The sequence below is a fragment of the Leifsonia xyli subsp. cynodontis DSM 46306 genome, assembly GCF_000470775.1.
GTDB classification, from domain to species: Bacteria; Actinomycetota; Actinomycetes; order Actinomycetales; family Microbacteriaceae; genus Leifsonia; species Leifsonia cynodontis.
This window is the reverse complement of the sequence record NC_022438.1, coordinates 1,961,717-1,985,034: the sequence shown is the minus strand read 5'-3', so window position 1 is coordinate 1,985,034 and position 23,318 is coordinate 1,961,717. Positions and strand designations below refer to the sequence as shown.

Annotated in this window: 21 protein-coding genes, 1 tRNA gene and 3 pseudogenes; 11 read left to right on the top strand and 14 right to left on the bottom strand. The window is 68.1% G+C overall.

From position 1 onward, the window contains the following. Positions 1–431: 431 nt before the first annotated feature. Positions 432–4,187 (top strand): ATP-binding protein, encoded by a 3,756-nt coding sequence (locus tag O159_RS09485; protein WP_021755585.1) that lies wholly within the window; start codon positions 432–434, stop codon positions 4,185–4,187. A 42-nt stretch (positions 4,188–4,229) separates the two neighbouring features. Next, positions 4,230–4,415, top strand: coding sequence for a hypothetical protein (locus O159_RS09480; RefSeq protein ID WP_021755584.1), 186 nt, complete (start codon positions 4,230–4,232; stop codon positions 4,413–4,415). A 20-nt stretch (positions 4,416–4,435) separates the two neighbouring features. On the opposite strand, the gene mscL is transcribed toward O159_RS09480, so the two are convergent. The 3 genes from mscL to O159_RS09465 are packed head-to-tail and all read right to left on the bottom strand — an operon-like array spanning position 4,436 to position 5,797. Further along, positions 4,436–4,873, bottom strand: a complete 438-nt coding sequence (gene mscL, locus O159_RS09475; RefSeq protein WP_021755583.1) for a large conductance mechanosensitive channel protein MscL — start codon at positions 4,871–4,873, stop codon at positions 4,436–4,438. 38 nt (positions 4,874–4,911) lie between these two features. Then, positions 4,912–5,193 carry an FmdB family zinc ribbon protein gene (locus O159_RS09470; protein ID WP_021755582.1) on the bottom strand — a complete coding sequence of 94 codons (282 nt, stop codon included), beginning with the start codon at positions 5,191–5,193 and terminating at the stop codon, positions 4,912–4,914. A 19-nt stretch (positions 5,194–5,212) separates the two neighbouring features. Beyond that, complete coding sequence (locus tag O159_RS09465) at positions 5,213–5,797, bottom strand: 5-formyltetrahydrofolate cyclo-ligase (RefSeq protein ID WP_021755581.1); 585 nt, start codon at positions 5,795–5,797, stop codon at positions 5,213–5,215. Positions 5,798–5,856: 59 nt separating this feature from the next. Here O159_RS09465 and galU point away from each other — a divergent pair, with 59 nt between their 5' ends. The 4 genes from galU (at position 5,857) to O159_RS09445 (ending at position 8,784) form a co-directional block, all read left to right on the top strand. Next, entirely contained in the window at positions 5,857–6,828 is a 972-nt protein-coding gene (galU, locus tag O159_RS09460) for a UTP--glucose-1-phosphate uridylyltransferase GalU (protein WP_021755580.1), read from the top strand. A gap of 22 nt (positions 6,829–6,850) precedes the next feature. Then, positions 6,851–7,513, top strand: coding sequence for a GNAT family N-acetyltransferase (locus tag O159_RS09455; RefSeq protein ID WP_021755579.1), 663 nt, complete (start codon positions 6,851–6,853; stop codon positions 7,511–7,513). Between the two features lie 82 nt (positions 7,514–7,595). Continuing rightward, positions 7,596–8,654 (top strand): hypothetical protein, encoded by a 1,059-nt coding sequence (locus O159_RS09450; RefSeq protein ID WP_021755578.1) that lies wholly within the window; start codon positions 7,596–7,598, stop codon positions 8,652–8,654. Between the two features lie 57 nt (positions 8,655–8,711). Next, positions 8,712–8,784 (top strand) — tRNA-Ala (locus tag O159_RS09445). Positions 8,785–9,003: 219 nt separating this feature from the next. On the opposite strand, the gene O159_RS09440 is transcribed toward O159_RS09445, so the two are convergent. After that, positions 9,004–9,444: a hypothetical protein gene (locus O159_RS09440; RefSeq protein ID WP_144267641.1), complete on the bottom strand. Its 441-nt coding sequence runs from the start codon at positions 9,442–9,444 to the stop codon at positions 9,004–9,006. A gap of 193 nt (positions 9,445–9,637) precedes the next feature. Here O159_RS09440 and O159_RS09435 point away from each other — a divergent pair. Both O159_RS09435 and O159_RS09430 read left to right on the top strand, forming a co-directional pair. Further along, a pseudogene (locus tag O159_RS09435) lies at positions 9,638–10,363 on the top strand (helix-turn-helix domain-containing protein). Between the two features lie 106 nt (positions 10,364–10,469). Then, positions 10,470–11,000, top strand: a complete 531-nt coding sequence (locus O159_RS09430) for a hypothetical protein (protein WP_021755575.1) — start codon at positions 10,470–10,472, stop codon at positions 10,998–11,000. A gap of 252 nt (positions 11,001–11,252) precedes the next feature. Here the strand turns inward: O159_RS09430 and O159_RS09425 are convergent, their stop codons facing one another. Then, positions 11,253–11,699 (bottom strand): SIP domain-containing protein, encoded by a 447-nt coding sequence (locus tag O159_RS09425; protein WP_021755574.1) that lies wholly within the window; start codon positions 11,697–11,699, stop codon positions 11,253–11,255. A 200-nt stretch (positions 11,700–11,899) separates the two neighbouring features. On the opposite strand from O159_RS09425, the pseudogene O159_RS09420 reads away from it, so the two are divergent. Then, positions 11,900–12,971: pseudogene (locus tag O159_RS09420) on the top strand (ATP-dependent DNA ligase). 63 nt (positions 12,972–13,034) lie between these two features. On the opposite strand, the gene ligD reads toward O159_RS09420, so the two are convergent. Next, complete coding sequence (ligD, locus tag O159_RS09415; RefSeq protein WP_021755570.1) at positions 13,035–14,054, bottom strand: non-homologous end-joining DNA ligase; 1,020 nt, start codon at positions 14,052–14,054, stop codon at positions 13,035–13,037. A gap of 144 nt (positions 14,055–14,198) precedes the next feature. Between ligD and O159_RS09410 the strand changes: the two genes are divergently transcribed. Beyond that, positions 14,199–14,870, top strand: coding sequence for an endonuclease/exonuclease/phosphatase family protein (locus tag O159_RS09410; RefSeq protein WP_021755569.1), 672 nt, complete (start codon positions 14,199–14,201; stop codon positions 14,868–14,870). 117 nt (positions 14,871–14,987) lie between these two features. On the opposite strand, the gene O159_RS09405 is transcribed toward O159_RS09410, so the two are convergent. The 3 genes from O159_RS09405 to O159_RS09395 all read right to left on the bottom strand — a co-directional run bounded on the left by O159_RS09405 (position 14,988) and on the right by O159_RS09395 (position 16,879). Beyond that, positions 14,988–15,515 (bottom strand): hypothetical protein, encoded by a 528-nt coding sequence (locus O159_RS09405; RefSeq protein ID WP_021755568.1) that lies wholly within the window; start codon positions 15,513–15,515, stop codon positions 14,988–14,990. 270 nt (positions 15,516–15,785) lie between these two features. Beyond that, entirely contained in the window at positions 15,786–16,292 is a 507-nt protein-coding gene (locus O159_RS09400) for a hypothetical protein (protein WP_236609465.1), read from the bottom strand. 188 nt (positions 16,293–16,480) lie between these two features. Further along, a complete protein-coding gene (locus O159_RS09395; RefSeq protein ID WP_021755566.1) occupies positions 16,481–16,879 on the bottom strand; it encodes a DUF7144 family membrane protein in 399 nt (132 codons plus the stop codon). Between the two features lie 195 nt (positions 16,880–17,074). Between O159_RS09395 and O159_RS09390 the strand changes: the two genes are divergently transcribed. After that, positions 17,075–17,377 (top strand): DUF1905 domain-containing protein, encoded by a 303-nt coding sequence (locus O159_RS09390; RefSeq protein WP_021755565.1) that lies wholly within the window; start codon positions 17,075–17,077, stop codon positions 17,375–17,377. 62 nt (positions 17,378–17,439) lie between these two features. Here O159_RS09390 and O159_RS13335 read toward each other — a convergent pair whose 3' ends face one another. The 5 genes and pseudogenes from O159_RS13335 to O159_RS09365 all read right to left on the bottom strand — a co-directional run bounded on the left by O159_RS13335 (position 17,440) and on the right by O159_RS09365 (position 23,230). Then, a complete protein-coding gene (locus O159_RS13335) occupies positions 17,440–17,970 on the bottom strand; it encodes a CGNR zinc finger domain-containing protein (protein ID WP_144267637.1) in 531 nt (176 codons plus the stop codon). A gap of 302 nt (positions 17,971–18,272) precedes the next feature. Beyond that, positions 18,273–19,289, bottom strand: a complete 1,017-nt coding sequence (locus tag O159_RS09380) for an RCC1 domain-containing protein (protein WP_021755563.1) — start codon at positions 19,287–19,289, stop codon at positions 18,273–18,275. Positions 19,290–19,364: 75 nt separating this feature from the next. Further along, positions 19,365–20,792 carry a DUF5695 domain-containing protein gene (locus tag O159_RS09375; protein ID WP_021755562.1) on the bottom strand — a complete coding sequence of 476 codons (1,428 nt, stop codon included), beginning with the start codon at positions 20,790–20,792 and terminating at the stop codon, positions 19,365–19,367. A 94-nt stretch (positions 20,793–20,886) separates the two neighbouring features. After that, a pseudogene (locus O159_RS14135) lies at positions 20,887–21,745 on the bottom strand (IS5 family transposase). Positions 21,746–21,760: 15 nt separating this feature from the next. Next, entirely contained in the window at positions 21,761–23,230 is a 1,470-nt protein-coding gene (locus O159_RS09365; RefSeq protein WP_021755561.1) for a DUF5695 domain-containing protein, read from the bottom strand. Positions 23,231–23,318 lie beyond the last annotated feature (88 nt).

The window sequence follows — 23,318 nt, the reverse complement described above, 5'->3', positions numbered from 1 at the left end:
GCCGACGAGCGCGAGGCTCGCAGCGGATGCCGTCAGCGTCGTACGCCGGGGCAGCGGGGACCGGGAGTGTCTCGGACGCGCCCGCCGGGGCCGTGAGGGCCGGGGGGAGCGCTTCGGACGCGGCGGCGGTTCTGGCCTCCGCGCGGCCTCCCGCTCGCTTGCCAGAGCTCGCCGACGTTCGCCGCCGTCCGTCATCCGCACCTCGCTGGTCGCATCGGGCTTCCCGCCGCGCGGGTTCGGCGCAGCCGGTCCAGATTAGGAAGCCGCGCTGGGCGCTGCCTCCGGGTCGAGGATCTCGGCCTGTGGTTTCTCTCAGCATTCGTTCGCCCGGCGGGGGAAGCGCCACTGTTCCTCGGCTCGTGAATCGCGAGATGACGCGAAACCCGTTCCGCTTCCGGCCTGTTCCCCGGTTCGGCACGTAGGGTGTCCGTGTGTGGCGACTGGACCGGAAAAGCGAGGACGACGAGACGACGTCGGCCGTCGCGAGGGACGATGCCCTGCATCCCGCCAAGAACACGACCGCTCCGCACAAGCTCAGCCTGGGCGCGCCGGGGCTCATGGCCGGCAACATAGCCGATCCGGAGTGGCATCGCTGGCGTGAGGAGATCGCCGCGATCGGCGGCCCCTCGCCCCTGCTGCACTTCGAGGACAGCCCGCGGACCCGCATCGAGCTCAGCACGACGCACCCGGGCGGTCTCCCGCAGTTCATCACCGGTCAGAGCACTCTTCTGTCGAGCCTCATCCGCGACGAGCTCGCGCTGCGCACAGCGCGCGCGGCCGCGAACGCGATCACCGCCAAGGGCATCGAGCTGCGCTCCGTCCGGGGCATCGAGGCTGTGCATCTCGCCATCGGCCTCGCCCAGTGGCGGCACGGCACGCAAGAGCACTCCGCGCCTATCCTGTTGCGTCCGCTCGCCATCCGGCGCTACGGGCGCGACTTCGAGCTGAAGCTCACAGGCGCGCCGTTCCTGAATCCGGAGCTCGCGCGCTGTCTGGCCGAGCAGTTCCAGATCACGCTCGACGCGGACGCCTTCCTCGCGCTCGCGCTCGACAACGGCGCATTCAAACCGCAGCCTGTCATCGACCGGCTGCGCGGTCTGACCTCGCATCTGCCCTGGTTCAACGTCCAGCCGCGGCTCGTGGTCTCCTCTTTCGCGGACGTCGCCCCGGCTCTGCGCGCCGAGGCCGAGGACTTGGACAGCGTCATCCTCGACGCGCTGGCCGGGAACCCGACCGCGCTCCTCGCCGTCGAGAGCGCCTTCAACCCGGTGGAGCCGATCAAGCAGGACGAGCGGCCCCCGGCCACAGACTCGCTCCTGCTGGACGCGGACGAGGAACAGGAGAACGTCGTCGCGCAGATCGCCGCGGGCAACTCCCTCGTCGTGAAGACGCTGCCCGGCACCGGCGGCACGCAGACCATCGTCAACGCCATCGGCGCCCTGGTCGCGCAGCACAAGCGTGTGCTCGTGGTTGGTCCCCGCCGTTCCAGCCTCGACGACATCGCCCAGCGCTTCGCGAAGGCGGGGCTTCCCGGGGTCGCCGTCACACCGCGGAGCCTCCGCCGCGACCTCATCCAGACCATCGGCCGCAATGAGAAGGCCGAGCAGCCCCGCGTCACCGACGTGGACGAGGCGCTGGTGCGCCTGCGCAAAGTGCTGCTCGACTACCGCGGCGCGCTCACCCGGCGCGACCCGGTGCTCCACGTCTCGGTGCTCGACGCGCTGCGCGAGCTCTCGCGACTGGCTCTGCTGCCTTCCCCGCCCTCGACCACCGCCCGCCTCGGTCGCCGCTCGATCGAGACGCTCGCCGGCGACCGCTCGGCCGCTGCCGACGCCCTCATCCGCTCCGCCCGCCTCGGCGAGTTCCGCTACGGCCCGGGGGACTCGCCCTGGTACGGCGCCTCCTTCACGACGACGGAGGAGGGCAAGTCCGCCCACGACCTCGCCAAGAAGCTGAACCGCGCCGAGCTCCCGCGGCTCCTCGAGCGGGCGAAGGCTCTCATCGGACAGACCCGGATGCGGCCCTTCGAGACGATCGCCGAACTCGGCGTCTACCTGCGGCTGCTCCTCGACATCCGCGAGACCCTGGACCGGTTCACGCCTGCCGTGTTCGACCGCTCCCTCACCGAACTGATCGCCGCCACCGCCTCCCGCCGCGAGTCGCCCGGCATGTCGGGGGCTAACCGCCGCCGCCTCCGCAAGCTGGCGCTGGAGTATGTGCGCCCGGGCGTGCATGTCACCGATCTGAACGAGAGCTTGCGGCGCATCCAGCAACAGCGCATTCTGTGGAACCGGTTCGCCGTCGCGGGCGTCGTTCCCGAGGTCCCGGTCGGGATCGCGGATGTCCAGGTCGCCTACCAGCGCGTCGCCGAGGATCTCGCGCGCCTCGACATCCCGCTGCGCCGCACCGGGACGCCGCACTCGCTCGCCGCGCTGCCCATCGCAGAGCTGGGCCGCCAGCTCGCCGGGCTGTCCGCCGAGTCCGAGGTGCTCGCCAATCTGCAGGAGCGCACCGCGTTGCTCACCCGGCTGCGCGAGCTGGAGCTCGACCCTCTGCTCGCCGACCTCTCCGCGCGGCACGTCCCTGAGACGCAGGTCAGCGCTGAACTGGAACTCGCCTGGTGGCAGTCCGTCCTCGAAGCGCTGCTCGCCGCCGACCGTGCTCTCCTCTCCGGCAACACCAGCGTCCTCGACCGTCTGGAGGCGGACTTCCGGCTGGTCGACGAAGCGCACGCCTCTGCGACCGGCAAGCAGCTCGCCTGGCTGCTCGCCGAGACTTGGAAGATCGGCATCGTGGACTGGCCGGACGAGGCCGCCGCCCTGAAGCGCCTCCTCACCGCGGGCATCCCGACCGCGCAGTCCCTGAACGCCGCCGCCCCCCACCTCTCCCGCCCGCTCGCCCCGGTCTGGCTCATCTCCCCCTACGAAGTGCCGTCCCTCGGCAGGGAGATCGCGTTCGATGCCGTCGTCATCGTCGACGCGGGAGCGGCAAGCCTCGCCGAGAACGTTCCGGTCCTCCGCCGCGCCAAGCAGGTCGTCGCCTTCGGCGACCCGGTCACGCAGACCCCTTCCCGCTTCGACATCGGCGTACACGAGTACAGCAGCGCCAGCGCGGCCGACGATGTGGATGCGCTGCACGCGGACTCCGCGCTCGCCCGGCTCTCCGAGCTGCTCCCCGTCTACACGCTCAGCCGCAGCTACCGTGCCGGGGGAGAGGATCTCGCCGAGCTGGTCAACCGCCGCTTCTACGGCGGCAAGATCGACTCCCTCCCCTGGGCCGGCACGTATCTCGGCCACGGCAGCCTCTCCCTCCACTACGTCACCGGCGGGCAGGGGATGCCCGACAGCGACACCGGCGCTGTCGAGTCGACCGACGCCGAGGTGGCCCGTGTGGTCGACCTCGTCCTCCGCCACGCTGTCGAGCGCTCGCGCGAGTCCCTCATGGTCATCACCGCGAGCCAGCGCCACGCCGTCCGGGTGAACCAGGCCGTCCTGAACGCTTTCGCCAAGCGCACCGAACTCGCCGACTTCATCCTGGGCGACCGGCCCGAGCCCTTCACCGTCGTCACCCTCGACCAGTCCGTCGGTCAGAGCCGCGACCGCGTCGTCTTCTCCATCGGCTACGGACGCACCCCGCACGGCCGCCTGCTGTCGAACTTCGGCGCGCTGGCCGAGCCGGGCGGCGACCGTCTCCTCGCCATCGGCATGACCCGCGCCCGCCGCGGCATGGACATCGTCTCCTGCTTCCGCCCCGAGGACATCGACGAGACGCGCATGCGCCACGGTATCGCGGCGCTCGCCCAGGTGCTCGGCGAAGCCGACGAGCTTCAGGCCCCGACACCCGAATACCTCAGCCCCGACGCCGATCCCATGATCGTCGACCTCGCCAAGCGTCTGGCCCGCCGCGGATTGGATGTGCAGCTCGCCTATCGCGGCAAGCTCACTCTGGTCGCCTCGAACGAGGGCCGCGCGGTCGTGGTCGAGACCGACGACGACGTCAACAGCGGCAGCCTCCGCGAGTCCCTCCGTCTGCGCCCGGACGTGCTGCGACGGCTGGGCTGGCACTACCTCCGCGTACACAACTTCGAGCTGTTCGCCGATCCGGACACGGTGGCCGGGCGGATCGCGAAGCTCATCGGCGTCCAAGAGCCGGACGCGGTGACCGCGCCGGTCACCCTGCCGGTGTGATCGTGGAGCACCGCCCCGTCAGACCCCGGCTACGCTGAAGACGTGACCGACAGCACACCGTCCGACGCCACTGTCGCCGCCGCGCACGCGCGGCGCGGCAGGCGTGCGCAGCGCCCCGGCGCGCCGGGCTCGGACCCGGCCCCGCGCCTTCCGGAGCGGGAGGCCGCCGATACCGCGTGGCCGTCCAACGATGGGCGGCTGAAGCGGGATGTCCCGCCGCACTACTGATCTCGCAGGCGGGCCGCGGGTCAGGGCAGCGGGTCGGAGTGCTTGCCGCTTCCGCTCGGCTGGGATTGCTGCTTCTGCAGCAGGTCGCGGATCTCGGTGAGCACATCGAGCTCGGTGACCGGTGCGCCCGGCTCCACGACGCCCTTGCTGCGCAGGCGCTCCTGACGCTCCTTGAGCTTGTTGAGCGGCAAGACGAACGCGAAGTAGACGACGACCGCGATGATGAGGAAGTTGACGATCGCGCCGAGCACAGCGCCGAACCGGATGTCCGAGCCGTTGAGGCTGACGATCATCGCCTCGTCCAGCGCGTTCGCCTGGAAGAAGGCTCCGATCAGCGGAGTGATCAGATTGGTCACGATCGCGGTCACGATCGTGGTGAACGCGGCGCCGATGACGACCGCGACCGCCAGGTCGATCACGTTCCCGCGGAGGATGAACTCTTTGAACCCTGTGAGCATGATTCGGTCCTTTCGCGGCGGATGAGGGAGCGGAGCGGCTACGCTGCGGACCCCGCTGAGGAGGACCCCGCCGAACCCGTCGACGAGCCCGACGGCGCAGACGCTGTGGACGACCCCGGCGAGGAGCTCTCCTTCTTCGTACCACCGCGCGAGTCCGTCCGGTAGAACCCGGACCCGTTGAAGGTCACGCCGACCGCGCCGAACACCTTGCGCAGCGAGCCGCCGCAGTCCGGGCAGACCGTGAGCGCGTCGTCGGTGAACGCCTGCTGGATGTCGAAGGCATGGCCGCAGTCGCGGCACGAGTAGGAGTAGGTGGGCATCGGCTTCCGTCGCTCGTGATCAGATGAACTGGACGATCCGGGTCGGAGTGACCGCACCATCCACGGGCTGATCGTGACGTTCCCGGGGGACTTCGTCCACGACCTCGCCGTCGTACAGGACGGCATACACCGGAGGACATTTTTCCATGCTTCCGAGGACCTTGTCGAAATACCCGCGCCCCCAGCCCATCCGCATCCCGCTCGCGTCCACGGCGGCCGCGGGGACCAGGATGAGATCGACATCGTTGATCGCGATCGGGCCGAGCAGCTCGCCGACGGCCTCCGGCATCCCGAACAGGCCCTCGGTCTCGGTCTCGCCGTCGCCGGTCGTCCAGTCGAGGAGGCCGTCCTCGCGGGAGATCGGGAGCAGCACCCGAAGACCCTGCTCGTGCGCCCAGTTGACGAACGGGCGGGTGTTCGGCTCGATCGCCGTGGAGAGGTAGCAGGCGAGCGAGCGGGCGGAGAGGTCTGTCGTCAGGTCCACCAGCTGACGGGTGAGGCCTGCCGTCGCGGCCTGCTGTTGTGTACGCGTGAGGTTCTGTCGTCGTTCGCGCAGTTCCGCGCGCAAAGCGCGCTTGCGATGGGCGGCAGTGTCCGAGTCCATGCCGCAATCTTAGAAGATCCCACCCTGTGCCGCCCTGAATTGCGGATACTGTAGGCCGCATGGTCACCTCTGTCACCAAAGCCGTCATACCCGCAGCCGGTCTCGGCACACGCTTCCTGCCCGCGACCAAAGCGATGCCCAAGGAGATGCTCCCCGTCGTCGATAAGCCGGCCATTCAATACGTGGTCGAGGAAGCGGTCGATGCCGGACTTCACGACGTCCTCATGATCACCGGACGCAACAAGAACGCGCTCGAGAACCACTTCGACCGGAACGCCGAACTGGAGGACACCCTCAGCAAGAAGGGCGACACCGACCGGCTGGAGAAGGTCAACTACTCCACCTCGCTCGCGGATATGCACTATGTCCGCCAGGGCGACCCGAAAGGTCTCGGCCACGCCGTGCTGCGCGCGAAGATGCATGTCGGCCGGGAGCCGTTCGCCGTCCTCCTCGGCGACGACATCATCGACGCCCGCGACGATCTCCTCAAGCGGATGCTTCAGGTGCAGCACGACCACAACAGCACGGTCGTCGCCCTCATGGAGGTGCCGGCCGAATCCATCCACCTGTACGGGGCCGCCGCCGTCGAGGCGACCGACCAAGACGATGTGGTGCGCATCACGGGCCTCGTCGAGAAGCCCGACCGCGAGCACGCCCCCTCCACCTACGCGATCATCGGCCGCTACATCCTGCGCCCGGAAGTCTTCGATGTGCTGGAGAGCACCGAGCCCGGTCGCGGCGGCGAGATCCAGCTGACGGATGCGCTGCAGTCGATGGCCGAGGCCCCCGACTGGACCGGCGGCGTCTACGGCGTCGTCTTCCGCGGCCGTCGCTACGACACCGGCGACCGGTTCGACTACATCAAGGCCATCATCCAGCTCGCCACCGATCGCGACGACCTCGGCCCCGAGTTGCGCCCGTGGCTGCGAGCGTTCGCCGGCGATCTCGCGGACACCCCCTCGGAGGTCCTGGACGAGATGCCGGCCGAGCCGGCCCGGTCGGCAGGATCGACCCCTGACGCGAACGCGTAGCGCGCCGCGGAAGGAGGAGGCCGTGGCGTCCGTGATCCCCACGATCAGCGAGGGCAGGATCGCCCTGCGCCCCATCCGGCTGCGGGATGCGCGGGCGCTGGAGCGCTCGCTGCTCGACAACCGCGGCTGGCTGCGGCAGTGGGAGGCGACCAGCCCGTACGCGCCGAGCGCGTTCGACACCCGCGCCAGCATCCGCTCGCTGCTCGTCAACGCGCGCGCCGGGCACGGCCTCCCCTTCCTGGTCGAGTACGACGGCGAGCTCGCCGGCCAGCTCAACGTCTCCTCCATCGCCTACGGCTCGCTCTCCAGTGCGACCATCGGCTACTGGATCGCCGAGGGCTTCGCCGGACGCGGCATCACCCCCACCGCGGTCGCCCTCGCCGTCGACTACTGCTTCTTCCAGCTCGGACTGCACCGCATCGAGATCTGCATCCGCCCGGAGAACGGCCCCAGCCTCCGCGTGGTCGAGAAGCTCGGCTTCCGCTACGAGGGCCTCCGCCGCCGCTACATCCACATCAACGGAGACTGGCGCGATCACTTCTGCTTCGGGCTCGTCTCGGAGGAGCTGCCGCAGGGCGCCCTCCGCCGCTGGCTCGACGGGCAGGTCCCGGCCGGGGCCGCCACCGTCACCCCGGACGACCGGGCCGCCGCCGCCATCCCCCTGCCGGTGGCACGGCAGCGCTGAGCCCGCTGAGAGAACGTTCCGGCCCGCGAAACACCAGCGCGGCGTTCCCCGCCGCCGCCCGGCGTGCCCCTAGCGTAGAAGCATGAACGGGGATGTGATGGGCGGAGGGGTGGTCGTCGCACTCGCGGCCGCCCTCTGGCTGGCCTACCTGGTGCCCGTGTGGCTCCGCCGCCGCGAGTACCTCGCCACCGAACGGAACGCCGTCCGCCTCCAGCAGACGCTCCGCATCCTCGCCGAGACCGCCGAGCTCCCCGATGAGGTCCGCTTGGAGGCGACCGCCAAGACCGTCGCCGAGCAGCAGCGCATCCTCCGTCGCGCGGAGGACAAGCGCGCAGCGACCGCGCGAGCGGAGGCGGCCGCTATAGCGCGCCGGGAACAGGCGCTGGCCGACGAGCGCCGCCGCGCCGCGGAAGACGCGGAGCGCGCGGCGGCGGCGGCGATTGCCGTGGAGCGGGCATCGCGGGCGGCGGCGGCCCAGCGGGCGAATGCCCTCGCGGCCGCGACATCCCGGCCGGCCCTCTCCCCACAGCGCCGCCGCAGGCTGCGCCGTTCCCGCGCGCTCACCACACTGGTGCTCGTCGCGGGCGTCGTCGGTGCGATCGGCGGCGTCCCGGCGCTGCTCGCGACCGGGGCCTGGATCCTCCCGGTGCTCTCGCTCGCCATCGTCATTGCTGCCCTCTGGACGCTGGGCCGTCTCGCCCGTCCCGCCGCTGCCGCCTCACCGGCGTCCCCCCGCATCCCGGTCGCCCCCACGACTCCGGCCCTCTACGACGACGCCCAGCACGACCTCCCCGTTCAGGAGCGCCTGCGCCAGAGCTGGACGCCGCGCCCTCTCCCGAAGCCGCTGCACCTCTCGCCCGGAACGGTCGCCGCCGCAGCGATGGCCTCCGTGGACGCCGCCACCGAGCTGCGCCGCACCGCCGCCCGCGTCGAGTTCGACCGCCGCTGCGCCGAGGTGGCGCCGCCGCCTCCCGCCCCCGTGCCGCTCCGCCCGCGCCCGGCCGAGGCCGCCCCCGCCGCCGCGACCCTCCCTGCGCCCGCCGAACCCAGCCGCTACGCCACGATGGGCATCGTCGACGCCGATGTCCACGGCGCCCTCGACCTGGACGCCGTTCTCCGCCGCCGCCGCGCCGCCAGCTGAGCCCTTCTCGATTTCGAATCGGCGTCGGGAGGGTGCTAGGCTTGCCGAGCAGTTCAAGGGGCTATGGCGCAGTTGGTAGCGCGCTTCGTTCGCATCGAAGAGGTCAGGAGTTCGAATCTCCTTAGCTCCACCGACGAGACGCCCGATCGGACATGAGAAAGTGTGTTTGATCGGGCGTTTCTTGGATTTAATCGGTACATCTGGCGAGAGAGGCAGTACAGCTGCTGCTGTTGTATTCGTGGCATCTATTGGATTCTTGTAGACAATCTGAAATGTATCATCTTCGGTTGTGTAGGTTCACGACAAGAGGAGTGCGATTGGTGCGGTCATCGGTACATGGTCGCCGGTCTCAGCTTTGGTCATCGCCCTCGGTCTGTTGTCGTGCGACGGCTTCGCGTTTGAGGATCACTTCCACGATCGCCTCGGCGAGGTGTCTGGTGTCTGGTAGGTTTCTCTCCACCGCGTGGATGACGATGCGGCGTTCACTGGGTCTGCTGGGGATCGGTTGCTTGTCTGATATTGGCTGACGTGCGCTGATTGCCTGTTGCTGTCTTGCGAAGGCTCTGTATGCGAAACCTGCCTGTCGGACAAGACCAGGCCGTTCCTGGGATGCCGCCTTCTGTCGCGTGAGCACGGCCTCTTGATCAAGAGTGTGATTGAGCAGGTAGAAGTCGCGTAGTGCCTGCCGTTGCGCCGAGGTGAGAGTCTTCAGCGCGCTGGCGTCCGCGAGCTGGTCGGCAATGAGCGTTGAGCGACGGGTCAGGTACTCGGTGCTTGTGAGCCGAGGCATGTACCTGTTCTTGCACAGGCGGTGGAACGCTCGGTGAACAGCACTCTCGCGCCGCTCCATGTGATGGATAGTGCGTGTTTGGTGTGCTGCTCAGGGACGTTGGTTGAGGTGTGACGCGATAGATGGGTGAGGACCTCCCGGTCGAGAGTGGGGCTGTCTAGTTTCCCTGCACTCGATGACTTAGGAGGTCCTCGTGACCCACGCTAATGCTGCTTTGACTCCTCGCGAATGCCTCCGCCTGGCCCGCCAAGTCGTCGACGACGGCTGGTCCGTTGCTGCGGCGGCGACCTACTTCCGAGTGTCCTGACGCACCGCGGACCGATGGGCTCGTCGTTACGTGGAGATGGGCGAGGCGGGAATGCTGGACCGTTCGTCACGGCCGCATCACAGCCCGAACAAGACCCCGCGAAGACTGGTCCGCAAGGTCGTGCATCTGCGGTGGAAGAAGCGGCTGGGACCAGTCGGTATCGGCGCCCAGCTCGGCATGCCCGCCTCGACCGTTCACACGGTCCTCTCCCGGTGCCGGATCAATCGGCCCAGCCACGTCGACGTCCGCACCGGCGAACCCGCCCGCCGCTACGAGCACGACCATCCCGGATCGATGATCCACGTCGACATCAAGAAACTCGGCAACATCCCCGACGGTGGCGGCTGGCGCTACGTCGGACGTCTCCAGGGAGAGCGGAACAAGGCCATCACCGCGAAGCGGACCGGGAAACACGGGATCACCGGCGACATGATCACCGGCACAGCGTTCGCCGACGGCTGGGCATACGCCCGGCACTACAACTCCGAATCAGCCCGCCGCAACGCACTCCCGGCCTGGCTGCACTCCTACAATCACCACAGGCCCCACACCGCCATCGGCAGCCAGCCACCCATCAGCAGATTGACCAACGTCCCTGAGAAACACAGCTAGGGCTGGTGTTCGGGTCTGTGCGGTCGTGTTCGCGGCGATCGCTCTCGGTGCGGGAGTGGTCGGCTGTGCAGGGAGTGGGCCGGCAGGGAAAGGAACGGGAAAGAGCATGACGTCGAAGGCGATGACGCCGCGGGAGGGCCGGGACGCGGTGGTGGATTTCGTCATCGGGACGACGAAGCAGCTTCACATCACCGGCTGGTGGCCGCGGAGCGGTCCGGTGTGGGCGGATGAGTGCGGGCTCGGTGGCGGTGTGCTGGGGGCGAGTTACAGCTACGACCACTGGGCCCCACGCGGGACAGACCATCAGGGCGACGCCGAACGCGTCGCTGCCTACTGGGAATCCCTGGGCATGTCCGTGCGGATCACCGACTCCACACCTTCCCCCACAGTGTATGGGTCGGGCGGCCCGGTACTCCGCGCGGATTTCGATACGAATGCTTCTGACAACTCGTATAGCGGCGGCGCGCTGGCCCCGTGCTCCCCGGGAGATGCGTGGGAGTTGAACGAGGAGGATGGGGCGGAGCGGGATCGGGGGAAGGTCCTCCCAGGGGATGAGGGTGTGATTCCGTGGGAGCAGTGGAACACCCTGGCCCCGTCGCCACGCCCCTCGGACCCGTTGAACGGTGCCGAACCGTGACATGCCCCGGGCGCTGAGACGGTAACGCGATCACCGGGCGAACCAGGCCACGCAAACGGACGCCCCTACGATCCGTCGCACCAGGCAGGAACCTACCGATCGGCTCCCACCGCGTATCCGAAATCGCCTGAAACCGCGACACAGCTCCCACCCATCGCACGACTCTCACCACCCCGTCTGGGCAGCACGCCTGACCCCGGCGGCAGAGCAGAGCGGCCGGCTGGCGATGCGCCGGACCGGCAGTGCGTCATCTCAGTGCCGCACCGGCTCCGCGATCGCCTCCACCGGCATCCCGACGGTGTCCGTCAGATGCTCGCGGATCTCGGTCACCAACGCCCACGACCCCATCACGATCGCCCGTGTCTGCCCCGGGCCGTCACACAGCATCTCCGCCGACCAGGCCCGAACCGCCCGCAGCGCCGCTTCCCCGTGCGCACAGCGCTCCGAAGTCCCGGGCCGTCCGCTCCGCTCCGTGCGGACCAGCCACGTCACCGTCATCCGCATCGGAGCCGCGAGCGGAATGACCTCCCGCGCATCCTCGACCTCGACGAACACCCGCCCCCGCGAACACAGCGGCAACAGCGCCAGCTCGGCCTCGAGCTCGGTCAACGACGTGTCGTCCCCGACGACGAGGAACTGCACGCGGTCGTCGTGGTGCGCGGTGTCGCCGGTGTGTGCCGCGTGATCGGGTCGATACATATCGCCTTCGAGTATAGGCGAGGCTTACCTAAGTTCAACCCGTCGCTCTGGCGTCTCGAAGGGGACGCCCAGCATGCGGAGGGTCCCTCGACGCCGCATTTCACCACCGCCCGGCAGGCCGCACCCCCGCCCCCTCCACCGGATGCGCACGCCGCATCCGTCCCTTCCGATCGGGCCGGTGGCGGGGCATGAATCGAGGCATGCGTCCGACGTCGGAGTCCCCTGTCGCCCCGATGCTCGCCCGGGCCGTCCCCGCTGTGCCCGACCCGGGCAGCGCCTCCGCAGGTCTCAGTTACGAGCCCAAATGGGACGGCTTCCGCGCGATCGTCTACGCCGGAGACGCCGGAGACGGTGCGGTCGGGGAGGTCGCGATCGGCAGTCGCGGGTCCAAGACGCTCACGCGCTATTTCCCCGAGTTGGTGAACGCGTTCCGGCGCATCCTGCCGGGCCCGTGCGTGCTCGACGGCGAGATCGTCGTGCCGACCGGCGACCCGGGCAGTCAGCGTCTGGATTGGGAAGCGCTGTCCCAGCGCATCCATCCCGCCGCGAGCCGGGTGAACCTGCTGTCCGAGCAGACCCCGGCGACCTTCATCGCCTTCGACCTGATCGCGCTCGGCGACGAGTCCCTCCTCGATCGGCCGTTCTCGGAGCGTCGCGCGGCGCTCGAGGCCTTCGCGAGCGCACTGCCGGAACCCGTGCGCGTCACCCGGGCCACGACCGATGTCGAACTCGCCAAGCGCTGGCTGGTGGAGTTCGAGGGAGCCGGCCTCGACGGTGTCGTCGCAAAGCCTCTGGACGGTTCGTACACGCCGAACAGACGAACGATGCTGAAGATCAAGCACCATCGCACGGCGGACGCGATCGCCATCGGCTACCGCGTCCACGCCAGCGGCCACGGTGTCGGCTCGATCCTGCTCGGCCTCTACGACGAGTCCGGGGCCCTCCGAAACGTCGGCGGTGTCTCCGCCTTCAGCGACGCCCGTCGGCTGGAGCTGATCGACGCGCTCGAACCCCTCGTGGAGCGCGATGCGTCGGGGGGCCGCCGTCTCGGGCGAAACCGAACGCAGCCGCTTCTCCTCCGGCAGGGATGTCTCCTTCGTGCGGCTGCGCCCCGAGCGGGTGCTCGAGGTCCGCTACGACCAGATGGAGGGGATGCGCTTCCGTCACACAGCGCAGTTCGAGCGCTGGCGGCCCGACCGCGATGCCCGATCGTGTACCTTCGAGCAGCTTGTGTACCCCGTGGCGTACGATCTCGCCAGTGTGCTCAGCTGACGCGTGGCCGTGGAGCCGGGCCGGGTGCGACCCACCCGCCGCGCCGCGGGCCCCGTGTCCGCGTCAGCTCTTCTTCGCGCGGCTCGGCTGCACGCGCGGGGGCTCGCCCGGCATCTTCGGGTAGTCCGGCGGAAAGGGCAGCTCACCGAGGCCGGAGTCGAGGTCACGTCGCCACCAGTCGAGCAGGGTCCCGATGCTGCCCGGGCTCTCACCGAACGACGCCCAGGGATCGCCGACGCTGCGCAGGCGCCCCGGCACGGTGAGCACGGTGAAGTCGCGCGGGTCGACGTGTCCGAGTTCGTCCCAAGTGAGGGGAGTGGAGACGGGGGCGTGGGCCAGCGCCCGCGGGCTGTACGCGCCCGCCATCGTCCGATCGCGGTTCGCCTGGTTGAAATCGACGAAGACCCTCTCTCCGCGCTCTTCCTTCCACCACGCGGTCGTGACGCTGTCCGGCATGCGCCGCTCGAGTTCGCGGGCTGCGGCGATGACGGCGTGCCGGACATCCAGAAACTCATACGCCGGCTCGATCGGGGCGAACACATGAAGACCGCGGTTCCCGGAGGTCTTGACGAACGCCTCCAGCCCCGCCTCGGCGAGCACCGTGCGCAAGCGGATCGCGGCCGGGACAGCGTCTGCGAACGTGGTCCCCGGCTGCGGGTCCAGGTCGATGCGAAGCTGGTCCGGAGCATCCGCATCCTCCGCTCGGGAGGGCCACGGATGGAAGACGACCGTGTTCATCTGCGCCGCCCACACGGCCGCCGCGGGCTCGTCGAGGACGAGCTGCGGATGCGTCCGCCCACTCGGATAGACCACCATCACCGAACGCACGAACTCCGGGGCGCCTCGCGGCGGGTTCTTGGAAAAGAACTGCTCGCCGCCGATGCCTCCGGGAAAGCGCTGAAGCGACACTGGGCGGTCCCCGTTCGCACGGACGAACGCCTCACCGACATCCACGAGATAGTTCGCGAGGTCCGCTTTGGTGATCCCCGGCTCCGGCCAGAGCACCCGCCCCGGGCTGGAGATCCGGATCTCGCGGTCGCCGTGCGGGCCGGGAACGGTGAGCACAGCCGCGTCGCCTGCCATACGACCACCGTAGTCCCCGAACAGCCGGTGACCAGGGTGTGAATTCTGTGTGGGATGCGCGGCAGGCACTCTCGCCGGAAGCGAACGGGGCGAGAATGATTGTGCGTCCGCCCGCCGGGCTCGCAATGGAACGAGGTGAATCCCTTGAGGATCGTCAGCTACAACCTCCGCAAGCATGCCGCCGGAAACGAGCTCGAGGGCATCGCCTCAGCGCACGGGGTCGACGCACTGTGCCTCCAGGAGTGCGACAGCGAGGCGCTGCCTGCGCGTTTGCATCATCTCCAGCTCGCGGACGCCACACGGGCCAACCGTCTCGGACTCGCTCTGTATGTGCGCGATGAGCGGTATGAGATCCTCGACACCCAGGTCTTCGCCGTCAACAAGTCTCTGCACGACCGTGTGCTCGCCCCGGCGAACGAGCGGCTCCTCGCCGCCCTCCTGCGGGACCGCGACTCCGGAGAGCGGGTTCTGGTCGGTTCGTTCCACGCCGCCCCGCTGACGGCCTTCAACTCCCTGCGGCGCAAGCAGATCGCCGCCGCGCACGACGGAATGCGGTCGCTCGCCCCGAACACCCCGGCGATCATGGTCGGGGATTTCAACTATCCGTGGTTCATTCGCGGGCTGGAACGCCACCTCACCACATCCGGGTACACCCTCAAGCGCAGCGACGAACCGACCTATCTGCGCTACAAGTTCTTCAGCGGCTACTTCGATTTCGTCACCTCCACCGGTTTCGATGTCGAGCGGGTCGATGTCCTCCCCGCGGGGGCGTCCGACCATCGGGCCATCCGGCTCGACGCGCAACGAGCAGCTTAGCGGCGCGGCCGCGTACGCGCTGCCGGGTCCTCGCCGCATGCGGGCGCGCTCACCGACGCTCACGACATCGGCTCCGCATCGGGCGGCCGAGTGCTCGACGGGTTCGCCTCACTCGCCTCACCGGCGACGGACGCCGCCGGGGCCGCACCGACAGGCGTCGGCAGAACGGTCTGCGGGCTCTCTGGAGCCAGCGTGGCCGCGGCGATATCCGCTCCCCGCTCCGGGCCGGCCCGGCTGCCGCAGGAGTCGCGCACGCTCTCGCACGAAGGCGATGCCGGGGAAGCTGATCCTGTCCCCCGGCTCGGGTTCGATCACCCCGAGGTGTACCAGCCGCGACCGGACGCCTCCGACCCGGCGCCCGACGGCTGCCGCTATCTCCGGGAAGCTCACACCCCGGTGATAGAAGTCGACGATCCGGTTCTCGTCTTCTTCCGTCCAGCGGCGGTAGGCGTTGGGATGCGCTTGGTCCGTGCGTCCTCTCCGGCAGCGGCCTTCGCCCTCCCCCGGCGAGGTGAACTGGACGCTGAGCACCTCGCGGAGGTCGTAGCGCGCGATAGCGCGTTCGCTGGTGGTGTCCCAGCAGGCGAGCGCCTCGTCTTCGACCGTGATGAGGGACGACTCGACCTCCGCACAGGAATCGTCCACGAATAAAATATTCAGCATTATTAATCCCCCCATTTGCCATAGTGAGAATGTAGCCCATTGATGGGTCATACTCAAGACCGGCCGGGACAGCGCGACAAGGGAGCGGGAGGCACGCACGGCGGGCGACATCGCGAGAACGGTATACGGGCACCGGGATTCCCCGGTACGCATCGCATTCGGAGACGAACGAACGGAGGCCGCCGAGCGCAGACGGAGCCCCGAGCGCTCCTGCCAGCGGCGCGTCTCTCACCGAGGACGCCGCCGACGCGGTCAGTACCCTGTTCGCTCTTCCCTCAGCTGCGCGAGGTCGCGCCAGATCAGGAGCTTGAGGCGCGCCGGCCTCTCGCGCTCGTAGTCGGCTTTCAATGCCTCGACGCCGCTGAAAGCATCCAGGCCGGCCTCGATCGTCTGCCCGATCTCATCCCAGGCGTCGCGGCGGCCGCGCTCCACGAGAGCGAGCAGCTCTTCCTCCGAGTCCGATTTGGCGCGGAGGGCGGTGGCGAGGTCCGTGGCGGAGTCCCGGCGCAGACGCAGGTTCACGACATCGACATCGCGGTAGTCGTGAGGATGCTGCGCATCGCCGCCGAGCCCCTCGGCTGTGGACAGTTCCTCGTCGATCCGCCCCGCGGCCTCGCCCTGCTCGGCGGCGAGTAAGCGCAGTATGGCGGCAGCCTCGGCGGTGTGCCGCGAGGGCTCGTAGTCATGGCCGTCTTGGATGACGTCGACCATGATGTGGTTCTTCACGGCCATACGGGTGGCATATTCCGCGAGGAGCATACCCTCCTCGACGGACTGCTCCCGCGTCGGAACGGGCGGCGTCGGCAGAGCGGCCTCATCGAACGGGCGCGTCCTCACCGTTCGGTCCGGACCTCGCCGGAGCCACTTCGGCCAGCGCATTCCTGCCCACATCCCTTCGATCGCGGGGCGCCGATGACAGCGCCACGCCCCCCATTCTGTCTCATGGCTCAGGCTGATGGCCGGGCGTGGAAGAACTCATTGGCGCGAGCGGTGAACAGGAGGGACAGCACGAGGAACGCCCACAGGATCTCCACGACACCGCCGACGAGCTGCTGCGTGAACAGCTGCAGGATGCCGTTCAGAACGCTGATGACCATAACGATGGTCACCACAGCGCGGGAGAACGTGTTGCCGTTCAGGAGACCGCGGGCGACGAGGAGGACGACGATCCCGATGACGATCGACAGGATCGCCGAGGTCGTGATGCCGGCAAGCGCACCAGCGTCGTCCGTCCGGGCCATCGAATCGCGCGTGAACAAGACGATCGCGCCGCCGACGATGCTCAGCACGCCGTTGATGTACGTGAGGACGGCGACGAAAGTGACGGAACCGGGACGTTTGGGCAACGCGGGCCTCCTTAGACGCTGGGTGGTCGTTGAGGCGAGGATACCGGTCCGAAGGCGCTGGGTGGAGGGCTATCGGCGTCGGTTCCTTCGGGATGCCGGCAGCGGTGCGACAGCACCGGCCCCGCCGTGGGCTCACGCACGCTCGCACTGTCCGGTACGCGTCCGGATGTCGGTGGCCGGTGGCAGAGTGGGTTCATGGCCGGCGTGCGGTATGAATTCCAAGCAGAGCTGTTCCGATGGGCGGCCCGACGCGATCTGTGGGTGTTCGCGAGGCTGCCGGAGGAGGTGTCAGAGGAGATCCGGTTGCAGCCGCATCCACCGGCGGGGTTCGGATCGGTGAGAGTCGAGGTCACGCTCGGCGGGTCGCGGTGGTCGACCTCGGTGTTCCCGGAGAGCGCGGAGGGCGCGTACGTGGTGGCGATCAAGGGGACGGTGCGGCGACGGGAGGGAGTCGGGGTCGGGGATACGGTGCGGTTGGGAGTGGAAACGGTTTCATAGCAGCGCTACGCCCGGAAGCGCCGTCGCGTTCGCGGACGGCCCAGAGGCAGGGGACGATCGCGTCACTCGTCGCCCAGCTGCCGGCGGCGGAACGAACGCGCATTCATCCAGTTGGCGCACGTCCGGGAGCAGTAGCGACGCGAGGCGTTGCGCGAGCGATCGAGGAAGTAGTCGTCGCAGCGTTCGGCGGAGCAGCGGCGCAGGCCGTCCCAGCCGGTCTCGTCGCCGACCAGCTCGGCCAGGGCGGTGGCCGTGTTCACGGCCGTGCGGGAGAGAGGATCGGGCCGAGTGCTCCGCAGCCGGAGCTCCCAGCGTCCGGTCGGGCCGAGCGCGAGCACGGGGTTCGCACCGGCGCCGGCCAGCATCCCGTTCAGAATGCCGCATGCCTCCGCAAGAGTCTTCGCAGCGAACACGGCGCGCAGTTCACGGCGCAACCGCATGCTGTCGGGCAGACGCTGGACAAGGGCGCCGACGCCCGTGTCGTGGGCGGGGAAGGAGGATGCCAGCCGGCCGCGACGCCACTGACTGAGTCCATTCGCGAGTTCGAGGGCCAGCTCGACATCGTCGGCTCGCTGGGCGGTGCTTTCATGCATGATGATCACATGTTAGGGAGGAAAACATGCGTAGGCGAACCAACGATGTCTCCGCGTGTCGGCGAAAGGCCGGCGCGGTGTGGAGATCTCAGCGGTTGCGACCGGTGGAGTCAGGCCGCCGAGGTGATCCCGGCGCAGCACGGTCTGCCCCGAATCCGGGCAGAGAGAGCCGCGACGATGCGCACATCGACGACTTCACCGCCAGCGCGCCGAGCGCTCTCGCCCTGCCCCAAGCCAGCGGGTCGCGTAAGGCCCCGCCAGCATGCCAGCGGGGCCTTACAGACACATATGGTGGGTGAGGATCAGACCATCGCGTACATCGAGTTGTTGCCCGCCTGCCGGCTCATACGCGTGACCGTCCGGCCATCCAGGATGCCCTTGACCGGCAGCGGAGTGGGGACCTGGGCGCCGTTCGCGCTGCCGTTGCCGAGTGCATACTCGTGGTTCGTTCCCCACGAGACGATGACGCCGTCCGTGGTGAGAGCGTAGGCGGAGTCGTCGCCAGAGGCGAGAGCGGCGATACCGCTGAGGGGCGGGTTGAGCGGGGCGGGAGCGAGACGGTTTCCGGTGGCCGTCGGATCACCGAGGACGGCTCCGCTGTTGTAGCCCCACGAGTAGACGCTGCCGTCCACGACCGCATAGGCCTGGCGCAGCCTGGCGATGAGTGCGGTGGTGGCTCCGGCGGGGAGCGCGACCGGCGTGGGGTTAGTGATGACACCTCCGGACGTGCCGATCCCGAGACGGCCATCGTCGTTGTTGCCCCCGGCGACGGTGGTGCCGTCGGCGAGGAGCGCGTAGACCGAGTACTCGCTTCCGACGACCTGCGCGACGGGCGCGCCGACCGCGATCCGCTCCGCGGTGTACTCCGCGGTGTAGGCGTCGGAACCGGTGCGGGCCATGACGTTGTACTGGTTCTGTCCCCAGCCCCAGAGCTCACCGTTCTCGAACACGACGAAGCAGGAACGCCCGACTCCGGCCATGCTCACGACCTTCAGCACGGGGAGGCCGGAGACGAGAGTGGGAGTGCCGAGCGAGTTGCCGTTGCCCTGGCCGTTCGCACCGTAGGAGCCATCGCCCCACGCGTAGACGTCGCCTTCGGCCGCGACGTAGACGTTCGTGAAGCCGGCCGTGGCCAGATAGGCGCCCCGGATGCCCGGCGCGAGCGTCGGCCTGGACGTCTGGGGGATGCCGTTGACGCCGACGCCCCAGGTGTACGCCGCACCGTTCTCGGCCACAGCGACCACGAGGTTGTACTTGAGGTTGCATTCGACCACCGAGGCGCGCTCGGCGATCTGGACGACCACCGGCTGCTGCTGCATGGCGCGGGAGCCGATGCCGAGGTTTCCGCTCGGGTCGAGACCCTTCTCAAGCCCGGACCGAGACGTCCCGCGGTGTCACCGTCGGCGCGCGTTGGCATCGGGTGGAAGGGAGACCAGGTGGAGAATGAACGAGCTTCCCGCGGGGACGGCGTACGACACCTGCAGGGGCGAGGCGATCGCTCCCGCTGGGGTGTGGTTGTCCACCGTGCCCTGGCTCGTTCCGTCGACGACCACGGCGTAGCTTCCCTGCGCCATCCCCGACACCTGGAGGACGCCCGTGTGCGCCGTCCCGGACACCAGCCTCAGATCGGCGCTGTTCTTACCGATGATCGCCTGGGTGTAGCGGTCGCTCCCCAACTGCACCGACAGCTGTTGCGTCACGAGGTTCAGCCGCTGCTGGACGCCGTCCGATGGCAGCACGGTGTACGAGTACTGATCGGAGCTTTCACTGCCGCCGTAGGCGGCCGTGCCGAAGATCGGGTCGTCGGTGACGAGGTCCGTGCTCATCGTCTGCACGGCGCCCCAGAGCCCCAGATCGGACTCGCCGGTCATTCCGCGCCAGCCGTTGAGGAACTGGACGCCGGGGCCTCCACCGACACCGAGCGTTCCGAGAGCGCCCTTCTCCGCTTGGTAGGTCCACGCCGACGCGCCGATGTTGGCGGCGACGTCGCTGATCTGCCCGGAGTTGACATTGGCCAGGTTCATGAGCTTGGCGCCGTAGTTGAGACGTTCCAGGACCGACCGCTGGCTCGATGACACCGCATCCGCTCCCATCTGCAGAGCGGACGTCCGGTTGCTGTAGTCATCCATCGCGTACCCGGCGAGGGCAGCGCTGTACTGCGATTGCCACCAACTCTCACCGAGGATCGTGGTCGGGTCCGCGTACAGGTACCAGACCGGCATCTGCCCGCGAGTGGCCCGCGTCTTCGCGACGATGTCCCGCATCATGCGCAGAGCGTTCGCGCGATCCGAGCCCAGGTTCAGCTCGGCCAGCATGTAGACGGCCTCCTCGCCGGTGTTGTCGAATGAGTACTCCGATCCATAGGGATACTTGGTGGAGGCGAAGTTTTTGTATTTCGTCGCCATCTTCGACAGCACCTCGTCCGCTTGGCGCGTCATCCTCTCTGCCTGCAATGCGGCGATCAGGGCGGGTGTGGTCTGCTCGCCCATCAGCCCCGTGCTCCAGTTGTACGAGATCGATTCGCTGTAGAGCCTCTCGAACACGTTGAAAGCGACGTTCAGGCACCAGGTCGCCGGATGCGTGTAGGCCACCAGACTGGGGTACTTCTTCTCGATCTGGTACATGCCGAAGAAAGTGTTGTAGACGTGCGGATAGGCATACCCCCGGTAGCTCAGCGTGTCGTTCGCCGAACCCGGTTTGCCCTGCTCCCAGAAGTTGTGGACGAGGTAGCTGGGTTCCGGGTCGTCGGGGGTGTTCCCCATCAGGTTCTCCCACACGGCCTTCTCCAGATACATGTCGAGCGATGACACCTCGCCGGCCACCGGCAGAACGCTGTTCTTCGCGGCCAGGAACTCACCGTGGGTGAGACCCTAGTCGTCCCCCAGTCCCCAATAGCCGTCGTACTTAGAGATGGTTTCAGTAGTCGTTTTTGGTGAGTTTGCGGGCGCTGGTGATCGCGATTGCTAGAGCGACGAGCGCCGTGATCGTTGAGGCGGTGCGGTCGTAGCGAGTGGCGAGTTTCCGGAAGGCGAGGATCCAGGCCATGGTGCGTTCGACTACCCAACAGTGTTTACCCAGTCACTGTTTGGAGTCGACTCCGATTCGTGCGATGCGTGCCTTGATCCCACGACAACGCAGGTAACAGCGGACGCGGCGGTTGTCGTAAGCCTTATCGGCGTGGAAGATAACCGGGCGGCGTCTGGGCCGACCGCGGCCGACGCCCTTGATCGCGGTGATGTTGTCTAACACAGGTTCCACGAGCATGGAGTCGTGTCGGTTGGCGCCGGAGATCTCCACATGCAGCGGGAGTCCGTTGCGGTCGGTCAGGACATGGTACTTGGTGCCCCGTTTCCCACGATCCGTGGGGTTAGGTCCAGTGAGATCGCCCCCCTTTTCGCCCGGACACTTACGGAGTCCAGGCAGGTTCTTGACCAGTCGATCATGCCAGCCTGGCCGAGTTCGTCGAGCATGATCTTCCGCAGTGCATCCCACGCGCCCGCTTCGGACCATTCACGCAGACGCCGCCAACAAGTGACCCCGGACCCATACCCCAACTCGGGCGGGAGCTTCTCCACGGGATCCCCGTCAGCAGCACGAACACGATCCCAGCGAACACCTTCCGGTCAGGAACCCGAGGCTGCCCAGCCCGCCCATTGACCACAGGCGGCCGAGGCGGAATCAACGGCTCCAGCCGCTCCCACAACATATCCGTAATGAACCGATCCTCAGCAAGCGTCGACACTCGACCAGCATCCCCGCTAACCAGCCACAACAACCACCGCCACGCCGACTACTGAAACCACCTCTTATCTCGGCGCCCTTGCGGAGGGTTGTCCGAGGTCGGCACAGAGCCATCGGAGGCGTTCATCATCCAGTCGTCGTAGGTGCCATAGCGGATGTCCGATGGCGGGAGGCCATCGGCCGCTGCCCACTGCTGTCTCGTCACCATGAAGCTGGCGTGGTCGCTGAGGAGCGAAGCGGGCTTGTCGATGACGAAGAACTGCAGCACTGTGTACCGGGTCTTTCCCGCCGAGTCCTTGTAGACGACGGTCACCCGGTTGTTGCCGAGTTGGGTTCGGTCAAAACCGAGCCGATAGATCGAATACGCACCGTTGGTGCGGTCGAGGCTTACCGACGGAGTGGTCGGCGAGGGTCCGTGGAGGTCGTTGAGGCTCTTGGCCGTCACCGAGGAGATCGACCCCTTGACCCGAAGCCCGATCTCCGCCTGCTGATCGTATGGGACCACCATCCCCGGCTGCACGGCGACATCGAGCGAACCCTGAGCGTACAGCGCATCCTGACGGTCGGCGTCCGACGTGGTCTTGGCGATTTGATAGATCAAAGTCTTGCTCTTCCCCGCGTCCAGGCTCGACGCGGTCGACCCCAGATACCCGCGATCGGTCCTCTGGATCGCCATCGAGTTCGGGTAGTACACGTTGAGGCCCTTGATGTTGGAACCCTCGTCGCTGGAGTTCCACGCCCACGAGGTGTCCCCGACCTCCTCCGTGCGCCAGCGATCCTGGTACTCGAATCCCGATCCGGTCGCGGAGTCGGAGGACAGCAGAAGCGACGGCCCCTGGCCGCTCGGGCGCCCGATGGCGACGGAGGAACTGTTCTTCCCGATGTACGAGTGAGCGATCGTCCGCGTCTCGTAGATCTCGTCGCCGCCCTTCCACAGCTCATTGTCAGGGACGGGTATCCCCCAATCGCCGATGACGAGACGCTGGCCCGACGTGTTGGTGACGGTCTGCTTCCACACGAGCGAGCCATCGGCGTCGAAGGAGTAGTTCTCGGTGAAGGTGAAGCCGGAGATACCCTGATCGTTGGCGGAGTTCTGATACTTGACCGTCACCGAGTTCGCTGTCGCGCTCACCGTGCGCCCGTCTGAGGACTGCGTCGTCCAGGCGGTCCGCCACGGAGTGGAGCCGACGCCTCCCACGGTCGGGGCGCCGGGACCGGTGGCGTAGGAGAAGAGGACGTTCCCGAGCCACTGCTTGTACTTGGCGTCGGGCTCCTTCCCCTGGTCGGGAGCGACGTCGGGATTCATGACGTACTGCGTGTCGTAGAGGTCGCCCGGGATCTTCAACGACTGAATGCTCCCGTCGCTCGCGAAACCGATGGCGAGCTGACGGGAGCTCAGGGTGTGCGGGTACGTCGTGGCTCCCGCCGCAGCGGGAGCCACGATCGCCACAGTCCCGATCAGCGAGAGCGTGAGCAGCACCGCGGATGCCCCGCGGACGGTTCTGATGGAGGAGCGCATGCTTCGTCCTCGTCGTCAAGGAGAGACAGCTCCGGCACTCGCTGCCGAGCGGATGAGTGGAGTGCCGCCGAGTCGCCGGAGAAGTGAT

Bases quoted from the DNA above. Each gene is read 5' to 3' on its own strand.
- mscL (WP_021755583.1), bottom strand. From the start codon at position 4,873: ATGCTCACAGGGTTCAAAGAGTTCATCCTCCGCGGGAACGTGATCGAC.
- O159_RS09470 (WP_021755582.1), bottom strand. From the start codon at position 5,193: ATGCCCACCTACTCCTACTCGTGCCGCGACTGCGGCCATGCCTTCGAC.
- O159_RS09465 (WP_021755581.1), bottom strand. From the start codon at position 5,797: ATGGACTCGGACACTGCCGCCCATCGCAAGCGCGCTTTGCGCGCGGAA.
- galU (WP_021755580.1), top strand. From the start codon at position 5,857: ATGGTCACCTCTGTCACCAAAGCCGTCATACCCGCAGCCGGTCTCGGC.
- O159_RS09450 (WP_021755578.1), top strand. From the start codon at position 7,596: ATGAACGGGGATGTGATGGGCGGAGGGGTGGTCGTCGCACTCGCGGCC.
- O159_RS09440 (WP_144267641.1), bottom strand. From the start codon at position 9,444: ATGCCTCGGCTCACAAGCACCGAGTACCTGACCCGTCGCTCAACGCTC.
- O159_RS09430 (WP_021755575.1), top strand. From the start codon at position 10,470: ATGACGTCGAAGGCGATGACGCCGCGGGAGGGCCGGGACGCGGTGGTG.
- O159_RS09425 (WP_021755574.1), bottom strand. From the start codon at position 11,699: ATGTATCGACCCGATCACGCGGCACACACCGGCGACACCGCGCACCAC.
- ligD (WP_021755570.1), bottom strand. From the start codon at position 14,054: ATGGCAGGCGACGCGGCTGTGCTCACCGTTCCCGGCCCGCACGGCGAC.
- O159_RS09400 (WP_236609465.1), bottom strand. From the start codon at position 16,292: ATGCTCCTCGCGGAATATGCCACCCGTATGGCCGTGAAGAACCACATC.
- O159_RS09390 (WP_021755565.1), top strand. From the start codon at position 17,075: ATGGCCGGCGTGCGGTATGAATTCCAAGCAGAGCTGTTCCGATGGGCG.
- O159_RS13335 (WP_144267637.1), bottom strand. From the start codon at position 17,970: ATGCATGAAAGCACCGCCCAGCGAGCCGACGATGTCGAGCTGGCCCTC.
- O159_RS09380 (WP_021755563.1), bottom strand. From the start codon at position 19,289: ATGCAGCAGCAGCCGGTGGTCGTCCAGATCGCCGAGCGCGCCTCGGTG.
- O159_RS09365 (WP_021755561.1), bottom strand. From the start codon at position 23,230: ATGCGCTCCTCCATCAGAACCGTCCGCGGGGCATCCGCGGTGCTGCTC.